Raw genomic sequence first — 21,068 nt, 5'->3', positions numbered from 1 at the left:
ACACTCCTTAAAGTGCAAGAGTGGCAAATCTGAAATCTACAATCTGAAATCTGAAATTACAAAGGTTGATGTGCCGGTTTCAACAAATCATTAACGGTTTTAACGGGACTGAAAGTAGTTAGCGGCACTTCGGCAAAAACGGTGATCCACCCTGCCATCGCCCCGTTCCAGAGTCCCGGAAGCTCATAAGACTTCAGGTCTTTGCCCATTTTGTTCTTATAAACGATAAAACCGGTGGATGGGTCTACAAAATCGTTAAGGTCGAACCTCTGCCCTTTATAATCTTTAAGCCCGCAAACCAAATCAACCGGGTTGAAGTGTGTTGACGATGCCAATATTTCCTTTTGTGCCGGGTTTTCAAGGTCTATCTGTGAGCTTTCAACGATCTGGAGCGACAGCTTCCCGTCATCACCTTTTACCCAGAAAGGCCCCCCTCCGGGTTCGCCTTCGTTCTTTACCATGCCGCAAACGCGTATGGGCCTGTTGAATATTTTCCTGGCAAATTCCAGCCTGTGCTCATGTGTAAATTTCATGATATCCTTCGGGACATCAACAGACAGCTTAGCCATTGCAAACGCAAACATATTCCTGAGCTCCTGCCCGGTTACATCGCCCTGCTCTATTTTACGGAGGCATTCAAATACCTGCTCCTGCAGCTCAATCAGCTGCCCCGCAAGCGCTTTTTTATTGAATGCAATAGCATCAATATGGTTAAGGCTTACATTATCTATATTCTTTACAAATACAATGTCCGCATCAAGCCCGTTCAGGTTTTGTATCAGGGCGCCATGCCCGCCCGGCCTGAAGAGCAGGGTGCCATCTTCATTGCGGAATGGCCGGTTTTGTATGTCAACCGCAATAGTGTCGGTTTGCTTATGCTGGTAAGAAAAACTGATATTGATTGAAATACCATACTCTGCCTCCACTCTCACTTTAGCTTCTTTAATCGCATCGAGAAAACCATCCAGGTGCTCCTCCGATATGGTAAAATGAACGTCGGCCACGCCCTGCGAACTCGCGTAGGCAGCTGCCTCTTTCAGGTGCTCATATACCGGTGTAGCAGTAAAATCTTCATATTTGTGAAATGGCAGGATGCCTTTGGGCTTATTGGCATAATCAAACGCACTATCGTTAAGCATTGTCTTTATAAAGCCAAAATAACGCCTGTCCTTCGTCAATGCGCTATAATCTTCCCTTTCTTTGGTAACGGCCAGCACTTCATTGAAAAAGGGAAATTTATCGATACCAATGAGGAATGTCCTGAGCGACTCGTCCTCTCTGCGGTTGATATAAGCGTTGATGGTTTCTTTTTCTGCATCGAACCCGGCAAGGAACTCAAGAACGAATTTAAACATACGGCTCGCGGCGCCCGAGGCAGGGACGAACTTCATCAGTTTAAGACTATCTTTTCTTTGGTCAAAATAAGCGGCAAGCTCTTGCGCCCTGGAATCGTACATATCAACAATGCCATCACTAAGTGTGGCAGGTTTCTTTAGCTGTACCTTGCCGATGCCATTCCTGAAAATCACAAGCTGGCTGCGCACTTTTTCAACAGGGATTCCAATTTGGGCCATTTGGGCATAATCCGCTACCGAAAAACCCATGTCCAGTGTATCTTCAAGATTTTTAATTGCAGCTCTGGCTTCCTCATGGATATTATTACCGGGAATAGTAATATAACTTGAGCCTTTCTTACCCAGCAGTTTCAATAGTTTTTCCCAGCCTGTACTATTTTCATCCACAATGTGCAGTGACTCCCCCCCATTCTCATTTTCGGCCACAGAAGCAGGCCCGACGATCCGGAAGATAAATTCACGTGCATCTTTGCCGTCAGGATTTATGAATCCCGAAAGCAAATCGCCAAGTGATTTGTGCTGGGCCGGAGCATTAGTATAAATGTTTATAGCTACTGAAGCTGTTTTTCGCTGTGTAATATTCTCTTCCATTCGAAATAGCCAAAGATGGCGATTATGGTTAAAATTATATAAAAGAAACCTGTAAACGTAAGGCCTTTATAAAAATAAACACCTGTAACAATGATATCGCCTATTATGAGATAAATCCAGTTTTCCAGCTTTCGCTTTGCCAGCAGCCACATTCCAACAAAGAACAGGCCCGTGGTAAAAGTGTCGACATAAGCCCACCAAACGCCAAAATAATCGGCCCTATAATAGACAAGGGCAACAAATATAACCGAAATTATGAATATCAGAAGAATTGTTAAATTATCTTTTGGGGTTACAGAGGTTATTTTTAAGTGATTGCCGCCATTTCCCCGCGCCCACAGTGCCCAGCCGTAAACACTCATATAAAAATAATACCCGTTGATTATGATATCGCCGTAAAGGTCTGCCACATAGAAGATGTAAACAAAAATTACCGTGCTCACTATCCCTGTCGGGTACACCAATATGCTGTTGCGCGCCGAAAATATCACGCTGAGGAGCCCAAAGAAAATGGCTGTCAGCTCCAGCGACAGGGTCAGCGGTGTATATCCCTCAAACTGCCCAAAGAGAAAATCTGCTATTTCCTGCATCATCCTTCCTCATTATTATCCAGGCACCACGCCAGGGTAAATCCGTCAGTTTCTTCAAAATAAAAACGAAAAGCCTCATTTATCTCTTCAAAAGACACGCCGGCCATACCCTTGCCTTCGGCCATGTCAAAATTATATACATTGATGTGCTGCTTAAAGCTGAGGCCTTTACGCGACACCATTTTGTACACCGCCTCCTTAACGCACCATATCACAATAAGCTTGCGCATGTATTCCTCCAGGTGCAGCGGGTCGAGGTAAGCAAATTCGGGCTCGATGAATTTGTCTGCTATCGTGATCACTTTTTCGCGCTGCAGCTCCATGTCGATTCCAGTATTGCGGCTGCCGATAATGACCGCCGCAAAGGAATACGAATGGGTTATGGAGATATTTGTCCCGTCATTGAGGTGGGGTTTGCCGTCCGGCCCGTAATACAGGTCCAGGTCGGTGTAGCCCATCTCCTGCATGAGCCTCCGCACGCTAAGGAGCGCTTTGCGGTGCTGGTCCGACTGCATTTTTTCAAATTTCACCACGCAGGAATCCTTCAGGAGCAATCCTTCGGCAAGTTCCTCAATGGTTTCGGTTATCTTCCAGACAAGAAGCCGTGTACCCGGGGCTATAATTACAGATTTGTATAGAGGCATTGTATGATTAAAGGCCGGCAAAAGGATTGCCAATACCAAAGTATTATTGTTTTTAAAAGCGCTGATTAAAAACCAATTCACTAACTTTGCAAAAATTTTTTGCTAATACAAATATACAATATTCATGAGTACTAACACAATGCCTTTTGTGGCTTATAAAGTAAAAGATATTTCCCTTGCGGAATGGGGCAGGAAAGAGATAGAGCTTGCCGAGGCAGAAATGCCAGGCCTAATGTCGCTAAGGAAGGAATATGGCGCATCGCAGCCGCTTAAAGGCGCGCGCATTGCAGGCTGCCTTCACATGACCATACAAACTGCCGTGCTAATAGAAACGCTTGTTGCCCTGGGTGCTGAAGTTACCTGGAGCTCATGCAACATTTTCTCTACACAGGACCACGCTGCTGCTGCAATCGCTGCTGCCGGCATTTCTGTATACGCATGGAAAGGAATGAACGAAGAGGAGTTTGACTGGTGTATCGAGCAGACACTTTGGTTTGGCGAAAACCGTGAGCCTCTGAACATGATACTTGACGATGGTGGCGACCTTACCAATATGGTATTCGACCGTTTCCCGGAGCTTGCCGCAGGCATCAAAGGACTTAGCGAGGAAACTACTACAGGTGTACACCGCCTTTATGAAAGGATGAAGAACGGCACGCTCGTAATGCCGGCCATCAACGTAAATGACTCCGTTACCAAGTCGAAATTCGACAACAAATATGGCTGCAAAGAGAGTGCTGTGGATGCTATCCGCCGTGCTACCGACCTTATGCTTGCCGGAAAGCGCGTAGTAGTATGCGGCTATGGCGACGTTGGCAAAGGTACTGCTGCTTCTTTCCGCGGTGCGGGATCTATAGTTACGGTAACTGAAATCGACCCTATATGTGCGCTTCAGGCTGCCATGGACGGTTATGAGGTAAAAAGGCTGGATACCGTTATCGCGAATGCCGATATCATCATCACAACTACCGGAAATAAAGATATCGTTGTGGGAAGCCACTTCGAAAAAATGAAGGACAAAACCGTAGTTTGCAACATTGGGCACTTCGACAACGAGATCGACATGGCATGGCTTAACAAGACCCACGGCGCAAGCAAAGTGGAGATCAAGCCGCAGGTGGATAAATATACCATCAACGGTAAAGACATTATCATCCTTGCTGAAGGCCGCCTTGTGAACCTTGGATGCGCTACAGGACACCCAAGCTTTGTAATGAGCAACTCGTTCACGAACCAGACACTTGCACAGCTGGAGCTTTGGGCGAACAGCGACAAATACGAAAACAAAGTATACATGCTGCCTAAGCACCTTGATGAAAAAGTAGCTTCGCTTCACCTTGAAAAACTGGGCGTTGAGCTTGAAACACTTCGCGAGGACCAGGCTGCCTACATTGGTGTAGACGTACAAGGGCCATTTAAGCCGGAGTACTACCGTTACTAATTTATTTCAGATTGTAGATTTCAGATTTCAGATTGAGCTACACTCAAATCCATAATAGACCCTCGCTTTCGCGGGGGTTTTTGCTTTTGGGGTTTATGATATATGCAAAAAGGCGGAGACGCATGGATGTATCTCAACATTAGCCTCCCGACTTTTAGGGTCAGAATTAGTGTAAACACGCCTTTCGCGGGACAGGTTTCGCGTCTAAAACAAGACTATTTCCACCTGATGGTTTCCATGAGGTTGCGCATGTCGTCCTTGATGTAGCTGGCGGCAGGCAATATAGAATCATAATTCGGTTTTGCGTAGAAATACATCGACCCGGTAAGGAAGTGGCGTGTACTGTCGGTCACGTAAAACTGCGCGTTGGTAGCCGCATTGCCCCCTACCTGGTAAAACATCCCGTACACTTTACGGTCGTAGTTAAGGTAAGGCTGCTCCAGTATCTCATCAGCCTTTATTACGTGCTCATAGGTCAGTTTTTGCGCATCGCGAAGCAACAGTTCCAGGTTTTTATCATCCACCTGCTTGTAGGTAAGAAACACGGTTGCCTTCATTTTAGGATATTGCAGGACAAGGTTGCAATTTCCTTTATCGGTCACTTTGGCCAGGGAATTATAGCCGAAAGTATAAGGGCAGTCGCCGGTGTAAGGCACATACGTCCCCATAGGATAATCAAGCCTCAGGTAGGCCTGGGGTTTCGGGACTGCATCCTCACCGCAGCCTGTTACCCCTGCTGCAAACGAGAGCAGCACCGCAAAAATCCCGATTCTCTTTAAAATTTTCATGAAAGCGTTACCTTAATTTGTTTAATCCTTGTCCTGTCGACCATTTCGACGGTAAATATATTACCCTTAAATTTAATTTTCTCGCCTTTTTCCGGAAAATTGCCCGACAGCTCCAGCAGGAGTCCCGCCAGTGTTTCTGCCTCTCCTCTTTCCGCTTCAAAATCTTCCTCCTCCACATTACAGATACGATAAAAGTCCTTTAGCAATATCTTCCCGTCAAATAGGTAAGTCCTGTCATCTATTTTTGAGAATATGATGTCCTCATCGTCAAACTCATCGCTGATATCACCCACGATCTCCTCCAGTATGTCTTCGAGTGAGATGATGCCGGAGGTGTCGCCATACTCATCCACTACTATGGCGAGGTGGTTCTTCATACCCTGGAATTCCCTCAGCAGGTCGTCCAGCTTTTTATTCTCCGGGACAAAAAAAGGCTCGCGGATGATACCCTGCCATTCAAAATCCTGGCTGTCGATGTGGGGTAGCAGGTCTTTGGTAAACAAAACGCCCTCTATACGGTCAATATTGCCCCTGTAAACCGGAATGCGCGAATAGCCCATGCTTACAATATTCGGGAGCGCTTCGACAAAAGGGATTTCAATATCCAGCGCAAATACATCGATGCGCGGAGTCATTACCTGGGTGACCTCGGTACTGCCAAAAGCGACGATGCCCTCCAGCAGTTTGTGCTCCTCTGCCGATGCATCACCGTAATCTGTCAGTTCCAACGCCTGGGAGAGCCTGTCGACCGACAAATCGTTTCGCTGCCCCCCAATGCGCGCCTGCAGCTTCAGCGTAATTTCCCTCATGGGGATGCTGAGCGGAGATAATATCCTGCTTAACAGTTGCAAAGGCATTGCAACCCGTTTAGACAACCGCCTGTTATTGCGCACAGCATACACCTTTGGCACCACCTCCCCGAAGAGGAGCACCAGTAAGGCTATCACAGCAACTTCTACTATGAAGCGAAGCCATGGAAGGTGGATTGCGGAAAAAGCATCCAGCCTGAAAAAAAAGATGATGATGGAAATATTGACAAAGGTATTGGCAATGGTAAGGGTAGCCAGCAGTTTTTTGGGCCTCTCGAGCAGAGCCGAGATTATTTTTCCTTTTTTTGGGCTCTTTACCCGTATCTTTTCGATATCCTGCAATGTAAGCGAAAAGAAGGCTGTTTCTGTACCCGAAAGGACAGCGGAAAAAAACAGCAGGATGGCTATTCCTGCAAAACCCAGTATAAGGTTATAATCTATCGTACTGAAACTCGAGGGGTCGGGATCCAAAATGAGGGGTATTGGTTAAACATCAAAACGGCAGGTCCGTATCAGGCGCCGGCAGGTTCTGTATATCATAGTTCGGCTTGGAAGGCTCGGCCGCTACAGAGAATGGCTGCCTGTTGTGGTCAAGCTCTTTTTTGGTAGTAAGGAACGTGAACTCGGTAACCTGGATCTCAGTGGTATATTTGGTGGTACCGTCTTCCGCCTGCCACTGGCGCGACTTGATGCGGCCCTCCACATAGATTTTATCACCCTTGCTCAGGTATTTCTCGCAAATCTCGGCTGCTTTGTTGCGTACCACTAGATTATGCCACTCTGTCGAAGTGATTTTTTCGTTGGTTTGCTTGTTGATGTATACCTCATTGGTTGCCAATGGGAAACGCCCAATGCAGTTGCCCCCCTCAAAATAGTGGATTTTTACATCGTCGCCCAAATGCCCTATCAGCAGGACTTTATTAAGTGTTCCGTTCATAGCCCTGGTGTTTGTTCACTCAAATATACTATATAAACCTGATTTTTTGATTGCGTTATGTAAAAATTTCACATAACCGAACTATGAACTACGTAAATCCTGACATTTATTACAGTACAGACTTTGAACTGCAACATCTCTACCATGGCAGTAATGGTGCAGGCTGGAAGATACCATCGCTCATTACCTAAACTCTCCAATGCTTCTCCATAAAATTATGGATGACGATTGGGAATGGGTACTTCATCGCTTCTTCTATAGAAATTGCATTTGACAGTACATTACCGAATTCCACCTCCCAAAAACGAATACTTAGGTGCTGGTGCGACAGTTTATGCAATATGCGTTCAGGATGAAGCAGCGTGATGCTTTTCGGCGCAAAAGCTACCTGGGCAGGAGATGCCTTCCCCTCCTCTGGAGAGCCTGTCCCGCCATGGCGGGAGGCGCCCGAAGGGCGGGGTGGTTTTTCATCGGCAAAATATCGTCCGATAATCATACTCATTTCATCAACAGAAACCTCTTTTTCCGTCTCAATCAGCGGAAATTCATACAGATTATGCCAGATGCCTTTGGCGGTGCGCTTGTTTACTATAGTGTGTCCGGCAGCATCTTTTACAATAAGGTAATTAAAAAACCTGTCGGTCACTTTTGTTTTTTTCAGCTTTACGGGAAGCATGCTTACGCGGCCGGTAAGGAAGGCGGCACATTCCTTATTAAAGATGCACACGCTGCAATCGGGATTCTTTGGCACGCATTGGAGGGCACCGAATTCCATCATCGCCTGGTTGAAGGTGGCGGCATCATCCTTCGGAAGCAACGACGCAGCGACTTCGGTGAATTGCTTTTTCGCACCCGATGAGGAGATGTCGGTTTGAATGCCGAAATAGCGGGCCAGCACACGGTAAACATTCCCGTCGACCACAGGCACCGGTTCACCGTAGGATATGGAGGCGATGGCAGCAGCGGTATAGTCGCCCACGCCTTTCAGTTTCAGCAGGCCTGCATAGCTATTGGGGAAGGTGCCGCCCATTTCGAAGGCTACCTGCCTGGCCGTAGCATGCAGGTTGCGCGCCCGTGAATAATAGCCCAGTCCCTGCCACAGCTTGAGAATGTGCTCTTCGGGAGCGGAGGCCATGTCGTGGACGGTGGGAAACGCTTCGGTAAACTTTACAAAATAGGGCGTTCCCTGCGCCACGCGCGTTTGCTGAAGCATGATTTCCGAGAGCCATATACGGTACGGATCGGTGGTTTTGCGCCAGGGCAAATCACGCTTGTTTTGTAAATACCATTGAATTAAAGACTTAGAAAACCCCATCATTACTGTAGTGTTTGCAAAAGTAAATGTTTATGTTATTAAATTTTAATCGATTAACCTTGAATATTTGTTTTTTTAATTCTTATATTTGCACACTCAAAAAAAATACACACTTATTAAAATTTTATAGAAAATGACGAAAGCAGACATCGTAGCGAAAATTTCCGAAAAACTAGGACTAGAAAAAGGAGATGTACAGGCAACAGTTGAGTCTTTTATGGAGGAAGTTAAAAATTCCCTTGAGACAGGTGATAACGTATACCTAAGGGGCTTCGGAAGCTTTATAATCAAAACACGTGCTGAAAAAACGGGCAGGAACATATCTAAGAACACTACAATCAAGATCCCTGCACACAATATCCCGGCGTTCAAGCCAGCTAAAGTATTTGTTGACGGTGTAAAAACCAATACTGAAGCAAAAGTAAACTAATTTATTAACCACCCTAACCCTTCGACATTATGCCAAGTGGTAAAAAAAGAAAAAGACATAAGGTAGCTACTCACAAACGTAAAAAAAGAGCGAGAGCTAACCGTCACAAGAAGAAAAAGTAGTGTAATACTACTTTTTCTTTTTTCAAAAACGTTCATTGAAAACAGGATTTCAGATTTTAGATTTTAGATTTCAGATTGAGCTGCACTCCTGCACTTAACACTGAGACTGCGACTGGAAACTGTAATCTCCGGGTACACAAAATACCTGTTTAAATTTTGTTTAATCCATCCGATGAAAAAGTTGATGGTTGACAGTTGATAGTTGCCGGATCTTGCCGACAACCAACAACCGGCAACCGACAACCAAATTGCGGATAAAAATGTACAGTGTGAATAAAGAATTAATCATTCGATCTGGTTCTGACGCAGTAGATTTTGCCTTATTAAAAGATGGAAAACTAATTGAATTGCACAAGGAAAAGGAAGACAAGGACAAGTTCTCCGTAGGTGATATTTTCATCGCCAAGATACGCAAGCCTGTCGCCGGCCTCAATGCCGCCTTTGTCAACGTAGGCTTCGAGAAGGATGCATTCCTGCATTACCACGACCTCGGGCCCAACCTCCCTTCCCTGCTGAAATTCATGAAACTTGTAAGCGCAGGTAAATTAAAAGATTATTCCCTTAAGAACTTTTCGTTTGAAAAAGAGATCAACAAAGACGGGGCCATAGCCGATGTGCTGAGCGCCAACCAATCCGTTCTTGTACAGGTAGTCAAGGAACCCATATCGACCAAAGGCCCAAGGATAAGCTCCGAGCTTTCGCTGGCCGGCCGTTATGTGGTGCTGGTGCCGTTCTCCGACAGGATTTCCATCTCACAGAAGATAGAGTCCAAAGAAGAAAAGGACCGCCTGAAACGCCTCGTGCAGTCTATCAGGCCAAAAGGTTTCGGCGTTATCGTGCGAACGGTAGCCGAAGGAAAAAAGGTAGCAGAGCTGGACCGCGATTTGCAGAACCTTCTGGACAAATGGACAGGAATGTGCAAACGCCTCCCGAGCGCCCACCACCCAAGCAAGGTTTTGGGGGAAGTCAACAAGGCTTCCTCGATACTGCGCGACGTGTTCAACGACACATTTACGGGCATTTATGTGGACGACGAGGACCTCTTTTACCAAACTAAGGACTATCTGCAGGAGATAGCTCCCCAAAAAGCGAATATCGTTAAGTACTACCAGAACAGGGACCTGCCGCTCTTCGAGAAATACAACATCGAAAGGCAGATCAAGACCTCGTTCGGTAAAACGGTATCCATGAGCAAAGGCGCATACCTTATCATTGAGCACACGGAAGCACTGCACGTCATCGACGTGAACAGCGGCAACCGCTCGAACAAGGCCCTTAGCCAGGAAGATACCGCCCTTGAAGTCAATATGATCGCTGCCGCAGAGATTGCGCGCCAGCTGCGGCTCAGGGACATGGGCGGAATTATCGTGGTGGACTTCATAGACATGTCCAACCCCGATAACCGCAAAAAGCTCTTCGACTTCCTACGTGAGGAAATGAGCGACGATAAAGCAAAACACAAGATCCTGCCTCCGAGTAAATTTGGGCTCATCCAGATCACTCGTCAACGGGTAAGGCCCGAGGTGAACATCAAGACGCGCGAAGAAAACCCCAATGCCACAGGCGGGGAAATAGAGGCGCCGATACTGGTGATAGACCGCATTACGGCCGACCTTGAAAGAATTATGAAGTCACACAAGAAAATTGTGCTCAACGCGCACCCTTTTGTGGCCGCTTACCTAACAAAAGGATTTCCATCCATTCGCTCAAAATGGTTTTTTGAGCATAAGAAATGGGTGAAAGTCATACCACGTGACGCTTACACGTATTTAGAATACCACTTTTTTGATAGCAAAGGAAACGCTATCGCAGAATAACAACAAACCGCCTTTACTGATGTAAGGGCGGTTTTTTTGTTTGGGGAAATTTATTATGTTTGAGATTAAAAAATAATCAATGGGAACCTGGGGTACCGCAATATCATCTAACGACACTTTCGCTGATACATATTATGATTTCTTCACACTATATAATGATGGCTTTGAAGTTCCGGAGATCACGCAACAACTCATAGATCAAAATCAGGAAACACTCAATATTCCTGAAGATGCAAATAATTTTTGGTTAGCAATCGCCAAATGCCAATGGGAGTGTAAGCAGCTTGACCCGCAGATTTTAAACCGCATTAAAGAAATTATTGATGCTGATGCCGATATACTCATATGGAAGGAATTGGGAGCCGACATAAAAACATTAAAAAAGAGAAGAGAACATTTGGATAAATTCTTAGCTCAAATCCAGACTGAACGCACAAAGCCTAAAGTCCGAAAGAAAAAAATAATCCGTGAACCCATTTTTGAAAAAGGTGACTGCCTGATATTTAAATTAAATAATGGAAATTTTGGAGGTGCGTTTGTATTAGAGGCTATAAAAGGCACAGAATATAATTACAACCTGATTGCTTCCACGAGAATTAACAAGGTTAAGCAGCCCACAGAAAAGGATTTTAAAGATGCTGATATCCTTGTTAAAAATTATTCTAATCGGAAAGATGATGTCAATATTATGTGGTATCTTCCTATAGATCATAAAAACCTTCCCAAAATAGACATATTATATAATCTGGAAGTAAATAACTCATTTGACCCGAACAAAACACAATTTGGCTTCGTTAATAATTTTACGATGTGGTTTATAGAAACAATTGACGAACAGTTCAAACACGAGCAAATAAGCCATCAACCAAGTATAAAAATACCCGCCAAGAAATTTATAAAGAAAGATTTTTTTAAATTTTGGTAATTTGAAAATAAACTGTATTCCACCATCAACTAACCTAAACCCCCATGATCCCAACCTTCAGCTCCAATACTGAATAAGTCCGACCTTTAAGTAATAAAGGTCTCTCCTAAATAGTATACTATAAACCAACCGAACCGGCTTATGAGATTTTTTATCATCCCGTTTTTGCTACTAATTATTGGCTGTAAACATGAAAATGCATTAATTATCAGACAGCCTGAAAAGTTTGTAAAAGCCGACATTACACCTTCAGCAGTTGATAGCCTGATTACCAACGAAGATGTTTCGGAGTATATGAGAAAAATTGACACCAATTTTTCGAACTTCAGCGTCGCGGATATAGAGCTGTTACATGGCCGCCGGAAGCCTGAGGTTGACAGTATAATGAAACTAAGAATGAAAGAACTCGGAATTTCAAATAGTTTTTATAAAGCAGATTTTGACAATAATGGATATTCCGATTTGCTGGTACTCGGAGGTTGGAGACTTGGAGCAGACAGTCCTGAAGATGAACTTGCGTATGACTGCTTTTTGATAATGAATTTTGAAAATAACACCAGTAAAATTTTTGAATTGCAAAAAGATTTCAGGAATTTCGATGTTCCTGAAATTCGGTATTACGAAGGCAGAGAGCCATTGCTCGTAATCCACTCATCTGAAAATATGGACTATAAAAATCCGACCACCAAACAAATTACAGAAACAAAACTCACAGGGAAGTTTGGTGTATTTACTGAATATAACGAAAAGCCTGCTGCTGTTAAAATTGAGAGGATTGAATATGAGGCCGGGCCATGTCTTGGCACTTGCCCAATGTTTAAGATGACCATAAATAAAGACGGGGCGGCGACTTTTTTTGCGGAATATTACAATTTCAGTGAGGGCTCGGATGTTGACTTTAATAAGCCTGAAGGCACATTCAAAACGAATTTAAAGAACCAGGAGTTTGAGCAGCTTATGAACGTTTTGAACTATATTGACTTCAAAAACCTGAAGAACCAATATTCTGTGCGTTATACAGATGCGCCAATAGCCGATATTACAATAACGTATGACAATGGTAAAACTAAACATATTTACGATAACGGGATGAAAGGTACGTATGGATTACGGGCAGTATATGGATTACTTGCAGACCTCCGCTTCAATCAGGACTGGGTAAAGGTTAAGTAGTTAAAAAGCGCTTAAAATGTACTATTCCCATCAAAATTTCGTTTTTCACAAAAACTACACCTATGAAAAATTATCTCCATCTCTTGCTGCTTATGGCTTCGATGGGCATGTTTGCGCAGGCCGACAGGTGCGGGCTCGATAACAACCCCATGCTTACCGACGAGGAAGCCGCTTTCCTGAACGAATACTTTAGCGAACTGGACCGCAAAGGTTTCGACTTCACAGGAAAGAAAGTGCTGATACTCGGCGGCTCGGCCGGGTCAAGGTTGTGCGGCAAGCAGGATTACTTCAACAGCATTAAAAGCAGGATTGAGCAAACCACCCTGCCAATAGCCTCCAGCCCTTACCCGCTTACGGAAGAGGAAAAAGCACAGACAGGCTATGATGCCGTACTGACCTTTTGGAACAAAGTGCCCATGACCCGAGCTAAAATTAAAAGGGTAGTGCGCCGCGTAGCCGAGGGTATTTGGGAAGTGCCGGGTGTCTGAAAATACATGATGTTGGCGAACCGCTTTTGTTAGGCGGTTTTTTTGTACGGTATCGTTATGGATAAAGAAATTTCGTATGTTTACAGCCTTACCTAAACCAAAAAACTATGGACAGGATTGACCATGACGAATTGAAAGCAATGATCAGCAATGATGCTTTTGATAATTATACTGACGAACAGGTATTCAGGGATGCCAAATACTATTTTAAGTCGATGAAATCGGCGCCTTTCTTCGGGGAGGAAACGCTTGGCATTTATGTGGATATCTATAAGAAGCTTGGCGAAAGGGGCTACGCCCCGGCCTTGTATGAGCTGGGATTATTGTATCATAACGGAGAGTCCTGGCTGCCACCAAACTATGAAGTATCATTGGGCTACCACCAAAAGGCCGCCTCGCTGGGCAATGCCGATGCGATGTTTGAGCTGTACGTGTATTACGTACGAGGCATTGGCACCGAAATAGATGAGGAAACAGCTATGGACTGGAACCTGAAAGCTGCCAACACCGGCAGCGACAGGGCGTGCTACAACCTGGGGACTTTTTATGCCACGGGGAACGGCGTGCCACAGGACATGGATGTGGCTGTACAATGGTATGAAAAGGCTTCACAAATGGGCAATTTTCGTGCTACGGAAACACTCGGACTGATGTACCGCTATGGCGAAGGTGTACCGCGGGACGTTGACAGGGCCGACGCTTACGAAGAACTGGAAGACAGGCAGCGTGAGGAGTTCCGCCAATCCCTGGATGAGATGTAACCTTTAAACCGAATATTCACCTGTTGCCCACGAACCTTCATTTCAATATTGAGGGGCGGGCGGTTTTTATACCTTAGCAGAAGCATAGTAAAAAAAAGGCTTTAGCCTACCAAATGTTATGATAAATAACCTTAATAATGAACAGCGCAGGCAGTTTGGCATCGATGTCTACAAAGGGCATTTTGATGCTGTTGTGCAAACCATGTCGCAATATAATATCGATGTGAATGAGCTGGTATATGATGATAAGAATGAAAACATCATTTTCCAGTGCATTAGCGGTGTGGATCACAATGATAACATCCGCCTTATAAAGCACCTGCTGGATAACGGGGCCAATCCCAACATTAAGTCAAGGTCAGGCTATAACGCCTTCCATTCCATTTTATATATGCCAAAACACATCGAGCTTGTTTCGCTCATGCTGGACAATGATGTGGAAGTAAACAGCCAGGATGGCCAGGGCTATACCGCTTTCCACCTGTTTTTAAAGCATTACTATGGCGCGCTGGCGTGGAAAGGTATCCCGTTGAAAATGCAGTGCCTTGCCATTTTGGAGAAGTTCCTGCAAAAAGGCGCCGATCCGGATATCCTGAACAATTACGGGACGCCACCGAGGAATGAGCCGGTAAGGGAAATGCGTTCGGTAACCAACCTGTTCTCGAAATATGATGCAATGGGTATCGAAAAGCCTGTGCCGGTAAAGCAGGAGCGTAAGACTAACCTCAAATACCCTGAAGTGGGCAAAGAGATATGGGCAAAATATGTACCGCGCAGCGGGGCATCGGAAACGGTACAGGGCGAATTGCTGCGGAGCATCGAAAAGCTTCGTGATGAGGCCCAGCGCAACGGCAATGGCAATTATGGCGCAATGCACATGCAAATGGCAGACTACATTGCCACAACGCTTATAGCATCGGGTATGTTTGATGAAAAAGAAATAAACGACGACATAAAGCCACTGACCTATAAAACGAAGCCGTACCTGGAAGATGATATTTACGACCGTTTTTGCGACCGCATTTGCGAGTTTTACCTGAAGTACCCCGAACCGATATATATAAACCAGAACCAAAATGGCTAAACCGAAAATTGTATTGCCTCAAAAGCTGCACAAGGAATTCCATAAATTGAACGCCGATGCCGATATAGCCGGGCTGGCAGCATTTTTCGATGACAATAACATCGATATCAATGCGACACTATATAAGCCGGAAGAAGGTGAATATGGTTTCACCCTTTTCCATTATATTTTTAGTGGTAAGGGCATATTGGAAAAGCTCGGTTTTTTCCATCAGAGGGGCGTAGATATAAACATCAGGAATAGTCAATTTGCACATACGGCTTTGTTCCAACTGTATCCAGCCGAAAGGGACCTGCGTGTATTGGAGAAACTGCTCACTTTGGGAATCGACGTAAATATTCCCGATAATGAAGGAACTACTTATATTACCCGACTGACCCAGAATTATACCGATAAGTTTGTTTATGACGATAACGAACAAAGGCATATTGAAAAAAGCGAAAGCAAATTCGAAATAGAGTTCCGGTTCATTGAACTGGTCCTGCAGCATGGCGCCGACCCTTCGTTAAAAAACAAATATGATACCTCTGCACTTGATTGGATAGCGCACAGGAAGGCTACCGACGATTTTGCCGCGGCTGATGCCAAACTGGAAAAGCTTTTTCAGGAAACTGGAAATTTACAATAACATCTATTATGTCAACACTATACACCATTACGATAAAAAGCATTGAAGATATAAAGGTCACAGCTGAGGTACGCGTAGACCATCCGGATGCGGGGAGCGACATTGGTTCCAAAGATTTTGCCTTGCAGATACTGCTCGAAACAGGGCATATTGAAAGGCCTTATTTTGAGAAACTACCGATTCCTGAAGCAGAATGGGAAAAGCTGGTTACGGAACATCCGAGAAAGGAAGAATATGACCTGATGCACCTGTATAATGACGGGAGGAAACTTGACATCTCTGCGGAAGAAGGTAAAAAGAGGGAAGACATGAAGTATTGGGAAAAACATAATGAAGAGCTTGCATTGCAATATGGCATGAAAATTTCCAGCAGCGGTATGTCAAATGGGCAGTATTATGTCCGTTTTGAGAATGAACCGCTCAAGGTAATTGAAGCCGCTAACAAGGTCATTACATCAAAACCGGTAAAGAGGAAGCTTGAAAAAGACTTATACACCCTCGAGTTTGAACTTGCCGATGTGGAGTACCTGCACCACCTGAGGGAAAAGATGCGGTATGAGACAGCGGCGTATAATCTTTTGTCGTGCCACAGGTACGAAGTAAAAATAGAGGAAGGCGAAACGGTATTACTCACCTACAAAGATGCCAAGAGTGATAAGTTTTGGCAGGTAATGCAGGATGGCACAACACTGAATATTACTTACGGAAAAACCGGGACTGCGGGCCAGAAGAACGTGAAGGCTTTCGATTCGGTACAAAAAGCAGAAAGGGAACGCGACAAGCTGATTGCCGAAAAACTGGGCAAGGGATATACGCGTGCCAATTAACCATTACAATTTACAATTATGCTACGAGCCATTGTCATAGACGACGTTGAAAAAATAAGGAGCAAGAACATTGCTGCAATCAAGCAATATTGCCCGGGGGTGGCGGTGATTGCCGAGGCCGATGACGTAAAATCGGGGGTGGAAGCCATAAAGCGCTACCTGCCCGACCTGGTTTTCCTTGATGTGGAAATGCCCGACGGTACCGGTTTCGACCTGCTTCGCGAGCTGAGCCCCATCAACTTTAAGGTGATCTTCATTACCGGCTACCAGGAGTTTGCCATAACGGCGTTCCGCTTCAGCGCGATTGACTACCTGTTGAAGCCGGTGGAACCGTCCGACCTTATTGAAGCCGTTAAAAAAGCCGAGGAAAGCGTAAATAAAGAGGTGCTCGACCTGAAGCTGAGCACACTGTTCTCGAATATGGAACGGCCCAAGAACCTGCAGAAGCTCATCCTGAAAACGGCCGAAAAGGTATATTCGGTAAACGTGCAGGATATTGTGCATTGCGAATCGGACAAGAATTATACGACCTTTTATTTCATCAACGCGCCAAAGCTGGTAGTATCGAATACGCTGAAGGATTACGAAACGCTGCTCACACCACAGGGCTTCTTTCGCTCGCACCAGTCGCACCTTATCAACATGCTGTACTTTGACCATTTCATCAAGGCCGACGGCGGGGCGACCATCGTAATGAAGGATAAATCGAAAATACCTTTGGCGGTGCGCAAAAAAGAAGAATTCCTGACTATTTTGGAAAGCTACAGCAAGTGGTAGCCTGATAGCATGAGGGCTCGCTGTATAATACGGTTTTGCATGCTGTGCTGTATCCTGACAGGTACGGTCGACACCCTCTATTCCCAAAACTATAAGCGCATCGACTCGCTGCAATACATAGCCGACACCTGCAGCAGGGCGGGGCAAAATTATAAAGCGGCCTCGGCCCAGAATGACGTGGATTCAGGATTTATGATTGCCGGTAAGGAGCTGCGCGCCCATGCAGCCTACCGCAATGCGCAGGCGTACGTAAGGTCGCAGAAGTATGATGATGCGTTTTATTACATTACAAAATCCTTCGGGATAAAATGCGAATTGCAGGATTCGATAGGCATTGCCTACTGCTACAGCGTAATGGCACAAATCCACCTGTTTAAAAAAGATCATGACAAAGCCGGGCGTTACCACCGGCAGGCTATAGGGATCTTTGAACGCAATCCCCATAAAAAACAAAATGCTGTTACCGCCAAAGTACTGTATGCCGACTATTTCATCAACCAGAAAAAATACCGGGAGGCAATGGAACTGCTCTCCGCAGCGCTTGACGATACGCCCGGTACCGGCTTTTATAATTCAAAGGCATATATAAAAGACCGGATGGGTATGTGCCGCTTTATGACGGGCGACAGCAAAAAAGCGGTGATGTATTACCGGCAGGCATTAGCCGATGAAACAAAAAACCGTTATGTGGACATCCGCATGGGTATTTTGCTACACTTTGGAGAGCTGTATCTTTCTTTAAAAGACATACCGCAGGCCAGGCTTTTTCTGGAAAAGTGCATCAGCCTGAAGCCGGCGGGCGAAGTAAACGAGGATTATATACAGGCCAACCAGTTGCTTGCAAGGCTTTATGAAGGCCTGGGAAACTATGAGCAGGCCTATAACTATGGTATGGAAGCCATGCAGTCTAAAAGGGAACTGATGGATGACGCAATGCTTACCAGTACCGAAGCGCAGTCGGTAAAATTTGATGCGGAGCAGCTCTCGTTGCAAAACAGCCTGCTGCAGGCTACCGCTGAGACACAAAAGATTGAGGCACAACAGGCCGATGCACGCAAAAACATTTTCCTGTTCGGCTTTATATTTACTATTATAGTACTTGCAACCGTGCTGGCATTCCTGTATTTTTACTTCAGGCAAAAACGCGCCATTGCCACCAACAGGAACAACGAACTAAAGCAAAAACTACTGCTTACGCAAATGAATCCGCACTTTATCTTCAACTCGGTAGACAACATACAAAGCCTTATTTATGAAGATAGAAATGACGAAGCGGCAGACTACCTTTCGAAGTTTTCGCAGCTTACGTTACAAATACTCGAAAACTCGTCATTGCAATACATCAGCCTGAAAGAGGAGCTTAGCATGACTGCCAACTACCTGGTGATACAGCAGCTGCTTTACAATAATTTCCAATTTGAAATTACGGCAGAGGAAGGCATTGACAAAGAGACAATATACATACCCCCAATGCTCACCCAGCCTTTTATAGAAAATGCCATAAAACACGGCCTTGCCGGAAAAAAAGAAGGCGGGATGATACGGGTACGTTTTTATAAGCAGCGGCACAGGCTTTATTTTGAAGTAGCCGATAACGGAAAAGGAATCGGGACGGAAGCCCGAAAGGACCACCGGTCTATGGCGACCAAAATTACCGCAGAAAGGCTCAATGCTGCTCATGGTGAAATAGAAATAGCCTCCATTGTGGAAGATGGGATCGTAAAAGGCGCGGTAAGCCGTTTCGCCATTCCCTACAAAATAAAAAACAGGCACGGATGAAACGACTTGTTGCTGTGTGCTTTATAATTGTTCTTCTGGCGTTTTTACCGCCGGAGGCTGTGGCGCAGCGCAACAGCAGGAAAGCTTCTCCTGAAAAGATGGCGGATTCGCTGAACCGGCTTGGTTTGAAATATTACAACAATGACAACGAGCAAAAAGCAGAGACCAATTATTTAAAGGCCATAGCTGTCGCCCGGAAATACAATCTTAAAAAAGAGCTTGGGCTTAGCCTGTATAACCTTTCCAGGCTCTATTCCGATACAGAAGATTACCTTACTGCAATAGCGCTGGGGGAAGAATCCGTGGGGATACTCCAAAAAGCAGGTGACAAGGAAACCGTCGTCAATTGCCTCCTGAATCTCGAAAGATGCTACCGGAGGCATGGTATCATAGTAAGGGCGATGACCTATGCAGACAGTGCGGTTAAAACAATGAGGACCTTTAAAAATGACAAGCTGCTTGAGGTGGCTCTATGGCGGCAGGGTCAAATATACCGTAAATGGAATGCCGAATTGGCGATACCGATCTTTAAGGAAGCGCTGGCACTGGCAAAAAAAATCCCGGAATACGAGAACATTGATAACATGCTGGGTTCGCTGGCACATTGCCATACCGATCCGTACACCGGCAGGTATGATCCTAAGATGGCTGAATATTATCACAAACTTGCGTTGGACGCAGCATTGAAATACGACCGTAAGGATGTGAATACCTGCCGTATAGATTATGGCAAAATATGCACCATGAACGAAAAGTATGAAGAAGCGGAATACCAACTGAAGCTGGTTTATGACGAAGCATCTGCCAATAAAATTATTGATGACCAGTCTGTTGCGGCATTTTGCCTTAGCGAGGTCTATTTTGGGATGGGGGATTTCCCGACGGCCTACCGCTACCTGACCGAACACCAATCGCTTGAGGACAGGTTTAATGCCGGGGAGAAAAAGGGCATGGCCGAAAAAATGGCCTTTAACTTCAAGACCAAACGGATTGAGACCCAAAACAAGCTGCTGAAGAAGGAGCGCGAACTCCAAAGGGCAAAGCTGGATCAGGAAAGCTTCCGCAAAAGCGTGAAGGTATGGGTGTCGGTAATAACAGCATTATTCCTGGCACTGGTAACCCTGTTCTTATACCGTTTCCTTAAAAAGAAAAACCTGCTGCTTTCCAAAAGAAGCAACACACTGCGCCAGCAATTGCTGCTTACGCAAATGAGCCCGCATTTTATCACTTCATCCATCGACAGCATCCAAAAACTCATCAGGGAAGATAAACCCGACGTCGCGGCCACCTATCTTTCTAAATTTGCCCGCCTGACGCGGCAGATACTTGAGAACAGTGCCGGCGATTACATTTCGCTGGAGGAAGAGATCGCCATGGTAACGAACTACCTCACGGTACAGCAGCTGCTCCATCAGGGCGGCTTTAGCTTTACGGTAGATGACGACGGGCTGGATGCCGAAGCGGTGTACCTTCCGCCCATGCTAACGCAGCCGCTGCTTGCCAATGCGGTAAAAAGGATTGCTCATAACCCTCCCGGTGAACGGCATGTTGCGGTACGTTTCGGTATGAAAAACCGGAAATTGCGGTTTGAAGTTGGCGACACAGGAGGGCCGCTAAAGCCGGGTGAACAAAGGAGCATTTTTGAAGCGCAGGACGTACGCATAACAATGGAAAGGCTGGGTACCCAAAACAGCATGCCTGTCATGATATCGAACGTTGCTTTCCGCAATGGCATGACCGGTATAAAAGCGGCGTTTGAAATACCGTATATTACTGATGATTAACGT

Annotated in this window: 20 protein-coding genes; 13 read left to right on the top strand and 7 right to left on the bottom strand. The window is 45.4% G+C overall.

Annotated features, from left to right (window positions below; genetic code table 11):
• Nucleotides 1–56 precede the first annotated feature (56 nt).
• From OGH69_RS04225 to OGH69_RS04215, 3 genes are read right to left on the bottom strand one after another with little or no spacing between them, the layout of a single operon-like run.
• Nucleotides 57–1,946 carry a DUF4301 family protein gene (locus OGH69_RS04225; RefSeq protein ID WP_265173200.1) on the bottom strand — a complete coding sequence of 630 codons (1,890 nt, stop codon included), beginning with the start codon at nucleotides 1,944–1,946 and terminating at the stop codon, nucleotides 57–59.
• Nucleotides 1,907–2,539 carry a nicotinamide riboside transporter PnuC gene (gene pnuC, locus OGH69_RS04220; RefSeq protein ID WP_306354362.1) on the bottom strand — a complete coding sequence of 211 codons (633 nt, stop codon included), beginning with the start codon at nucleotides 2,537–2,539 and terminating at the stop codon, nucleotides 1,907–1,909. The genes OGH69_RS04225 and pnuC overlap by 40 nt, the downstream gene beginning before the upstream one ends.
• Entirely contained in the window at nucleotides 2,536–3,180 is a 645-nt protein-coding gene (locus OGH69_RS04215) for a 4'-phosphopantetheinyl transferase family protein (protein WP_265173199.1), read from the bottom strand. The genes pnuC and OGH69_RS04215 overlap by 4 nt, the downstream gene beginning before the upstream one ends.
• A 124-nt stretch (nucleotides 3,181–3,304) precedes the next feature.
• Between OGH69_RS04215 and ahcY the strand changes: the two genes are divergently transcribed.
• Nucleotides 3,305–4,621, top strand: a complete 1,317-nt coding sequence (ahcY, locus tag OGH69_RS04210; RefSeq protein ID WP_265173198.1) for an adenosylhomocysteinase — start codon at nucleotides 3,305–3,307, stop codon at nucleotides 4,619–4,621.
• A 215-nt stretch (nucleotides 4,622–4,836) separates the two neighbouring features.
• Here the strand turns inward: ahcY and gldD are convergent, their stop codons facing one another.
• The 4 genes from gldD to mutY form a co-directional block, all read right to left on the bottom strand.
• Nucleotides 4,837–5,409: a gliding motility lipoprotein GldD gene (gene gldD / locus OGH69_RS04205; protein ID WP_265173197.1), complete on the bottom strand. Its 573-nt coding sequence runs from the start codon at nucleotides 5,407–5,409 to the stop codon at nucleotides 4,837–4,839.
• Entirely contained in the window at nucleotides 5,406–6,689 is a 1,284-nt protein-coding gene (gldE, locus tag OGH69_RS04200) for a gliding motility-associated protein GldE (RefSeq protein ID WP_265173196.1), read from the bottom strand. Before gldE ends, gldD begins: the two co-directional genes overlap by 4 nt.
• A gap of 22 nt (nucleotides 6,690–6,711) precedes the next feature.
• Entirely contained in the window at nucleotides 6,712–7,155 is a 444-nt protein-coding gene (locus tag OGH69_RS04195) for a single-stranded DNA-binding protein (RefSeq protein WP_265173195.1), read from the bottom strand.
• A gap of 187 nt (nucleotides 7,156–7,342) precedes the next feature.
• Complete coding sequence (gene mutY, locus OGH69_RS04190) at nucleotides 7,343–8,470, bottom strand: A/G-specific adenine glycosylase (protein WP_265173356.1); 1,128 nt, start codon at nucleotides 8,468–8,470, stop codon at nucleotides 7,343–7,345.
• 133 nt (nucleotides 8,471–8,603) lie between these two features.
• Between mutY and OGH69_RS04185 the strand changes: the two genes are divergently transcribed.
• From OGH69_RS04185 to OGH69_RS04130, 12 genes are all read left to right on the top strand, one after another.
• Nucleotides 8,604–8,900 carry an HU family DNA-binding protein gene (locus OGH69_RS04185; RefSeq protein ID WP_265173194.1) on the top strand — a complete coding sequence of 99 codons (297 nt, stop codon included), beginning with the start codon at nucleotides 8,604–8,606 and terminating at the stop codon, nucleotides 8,898–8,900.
• A 382-nt stretch (nucleotides 8,901–9,282) separates the two neighbouring features.
• Nucleotides 9,283–10,839, top strand: a complete 1,557-nt coding sequence (locus OGH69_RS04180; protein WP_265173193.1) for an Rne/Rng family ribonuclease — start codon at nucleotides 9,283–9,285, stop codon at nucleotides 10,837–10,839.
• A gap of 79 nt (nucleotides 10,840–10,918) precedes the next feature.
• The gene (locus tag OGH69_RS04175; RefSeq protein WP_265173192.1) at nucleotides 10,919–11,764 is read left to right on the top strand and encodes a hypothetical protein; all 846 of its coding nucleotides are present in this window, start codon (nucleotides 10,919–10,921) and stop codon (nucleotides 11,762–11,764) included.
• 141 nt (nucleotides 11,765–11,905) lie between these two features.
• On the top strand, nucleotides 11,906–12,937 hold the full coding sequence (locus OGH69_RS04170; protein WP_265173191.1) for a DUF6438 domain-containing protein: 1,032 nt from the start codon (nucleotides 11,906–11,908) through the stop codon (nucleotides 12,935–12,937).
• Between the two features lie 62 nt (nucleotides 12,938–12,999).
• A complete protein-coding gene (locus OGH69_RS04165; protein WP_265173190.1) occupies nucleotides 13,000–13,425 on the top strand; it encodes a DUF8192 domain-containing protein in 426 nt (141 codons plus the stop codon).
• Nucleotides 13,426–13,532: 107 nt separating this feature from the next.
• Nucleotides 13,533–14,186, top strand: a complete 654-nt coding sequence (locus OGH69_RS04160) for a tetratricopeptide repeat protein (RefSeq protein WP_265173189.1) — start codon at nucleotides 13,533–13,535, stop codon at nucleotides 14,184–14,186.
• 118 nt (nucleotides 14,187–14,304) lie between these two features.
• Nucleotides 14,305–15,270: an ankyrin repeat domain-containing protein gene (locus OGH69_RS04155; RefSeq protein ID WP_265173188.1), complete on the top strand. Its 966-nt coding sequence runs from the start codon at nucleotides 14,305–14,307 to the stop codon at nucleotides 15,268–15,270.
• The gene (locus OGH69_RS04150) at nucleotides 15,263–15,898 is read left to right on the top strand and encodes an ankyrin repeat domain-containing protein (RefSeq protein ID WP_265173187.1); all 636 of its coding nucleotides are present in this window, start codon (nucleotides 15,263–15,265) and stop codon (nucleotides 15,896–15,898) included. The genes OGH69_RS04155 and OGH69_RS04150 overlap by 8 nt, the downstream gene beginning before the upstream one ends.
• An 8-nt stretch (nucleotides 15,899–15,906) precedes the next feature.
• The gene (locus OGH69_RS04145) at nucleotides 15,907–16,725 is read left to right on the top strand and encodes a WGR domain-containing protein (RefSeq protein WP_265173186.1); all 819 of its coding nucleotides are present in this window, start codon (nucleotides 15,907–15,909) and stop codon (nucleotides 16,723–16,725) included.
• 18 nt (nucleotides 16,726–16,743) lie between these two features.
• Nucleotides 16,744–17,502 carry a LytR/AlgR family response regulator transcription factor gene (locus OGH69_RS04140; RefSeq protein ID WP_265173185.1) on the top strand — a complete coding sequence of 253 codons (759 nt, stop codon included), beginning with the start codon at nucleotides 16,744–16,746 and terminating at the stop codon, nucleotides 17,500–17,502.
• Nucleotides 17,503–17,541: 39 nt separating this feature from the next.
• A complete protein-coding gene (locus OGH69_RS04135) occupies nucleotides 17,542–19,281 on the top strand; it encodes a histidine kinase (protein ID WP_265173184.1) in 1,740 nt (579 codons plus the stop codon).
• Nucleotides 19,278–21,065, top strand: a complete 1,788-nt coding sequence (locus OGH69_RS04130; RefSeq protein WP_265173183.1) for a tetratricopeptide repeat-containing sensor histidine kinase — start codon at nucleotides 19,278–19,280, stop codon at nucleotides 21,063–21,065. Before OGH69_RS04135 ends, OGH69_RS04130 begins: the two co-directional genes overlap by 4 nt.
• The last annotated feature ends 3 nt before the right edge of the window (nucleotides 21,066–21,068 follow it).

The sequence above is a fragment of the Flavobacterium sp. MFBS3-15 genome, assembly GCF_026107645.2.
GTDB lineage: Bacteria > Bacteroidota > Bacteroidia > Flavobacteriales > Flavobacteriaceae > Flavobacterium.
The sequence above is the reverse complement of the archived record's forward strand: the minus strand, read 5'-3'. Positions and strand labels throughout refer to the sequence as shown.

Coding starts and splice junctions, on each gene's coding strand:
- OGH69_RS04225 (WP_265173200.1), bottom strand. CDS start 1,946: ATGGAAGAGAATATTACACAGCGAAAAACAGCTTCAGTAGCTATAAAC.
- pnuC (WP_306354362.1), bottom strand. CDS start 2,539: ATGATGCAGGAAATAGCAGATTTTCTCTTTGGGCAGTTTGAGGGATAT.
- OGH69_RS04215 (WP_265173199.1), bottom strand. CDS start 3,180: ATGCCTCTATACAAATCTGTAATTATAGCCCCGGGTACACGGCTTCTT.
- ahcY (WP_265173198.1), top strand. CDS start 3,305: ATGAGTACTAACACAATGCCTTTTGTGGCTTATAAAGTAAAAGATATT.
- gldD (WP_265173197.1), bottom strand. CDS start 5,409: ATGAAAATTTTAAAGAGAATCGGGATTTTTGCGGTGCTGCTCTCGTTT.
- OGH69_RS04195 (WP_265173195.1), bottom strand. CDS start 7,155: ATGAACGGAACACTTAATAAAGTCCTGCTGATAGGGCATTTGGGCGAC.
- mutY (WP_265173356.1), bottom strand. CDS start 8,470: ATGGGGTTTTCTAAGTCTTTAATTCAATGGTATTTACAAAACAAGCGT.
- OGH69_RS04185 (WP_265173194.1), top strand. CDS start 8,604: ATGACGAAAGCAGACATCGTAGCGAAAATTTCCGAAAAACTAGGACTA.
- OGH69_RS04180 (WP_265173193.1), top strand. CDS start 9,283: ATGTACAGTGTGAATAAAGAATTAATCATTCGATCTGGTTCTGACGCA.
- OGH69_RS04175 (WP_265173192.1), top strand. CDS start 10,919: ATGGGAACCTGGGGTACCGCAATATCATCTAACGACACTTTCGCTGAT.
- OGH69_RS04170 (WP_265173191.1), top strand. CDS start 11,906: ATGAGATTTTTTATCATCCCGTTTTTGCTACTAATTATTGGCTGTAAA.
- OGH69_RS04165 (WP_265173190.1), top strand. CDS start 13,000: ATGAAAAATTATCTCCATCTCTTGCTGCTTATGGCTTCGATGGGCATG.
- OGH69_RS04160 (WP_265173189.1), top strand. CDS start 13,533: ATGGACAGGATTGACCATGACGAATTGAAAGCAATGATCAGCAATGAT.
- OGH69_RS04155 (WP_265173188.1), top strand. CDS start 14,305: ATGATAAATAACCTTAATAATGAACAGCGCAGGCAGTTTGGCATCGAT.
- OGH69_RS04150 (WP_265173187.1), top strand. CDS start 15,263: ATGGCTAAACCGAAAATTGTATTGCCTCAAAAGCTGCACAAGGAATTC.
- OGH69_RS04145 (WP_265173186.1), top strand. CDS start 15,907: ATGTCAACACTATACACCATTACGATAAAAAGCATTGAAGATATAAAG.
- OGH69_RS04140 (WP_265173185.1), top strand. CDS start 16,744: ATGCTACGAGCCATTGTCATAGACGACGTTGAAAAAATAAGGAGCAAG.
- OGH69_RS04135 (WP_265173184.1), top strand. CDS start 17,542: ATGCTGTGCTGTATCCTGACAGGTACGGTCGACACCCTCTATTCCCAA.
- OGH69_RS04130 (WP_265173183.1), top strand. CDS start 19,278: ATGAAACGACTTGTTGCTGTGTGCTTTATAATTGTTCTTCTGGCGTTT.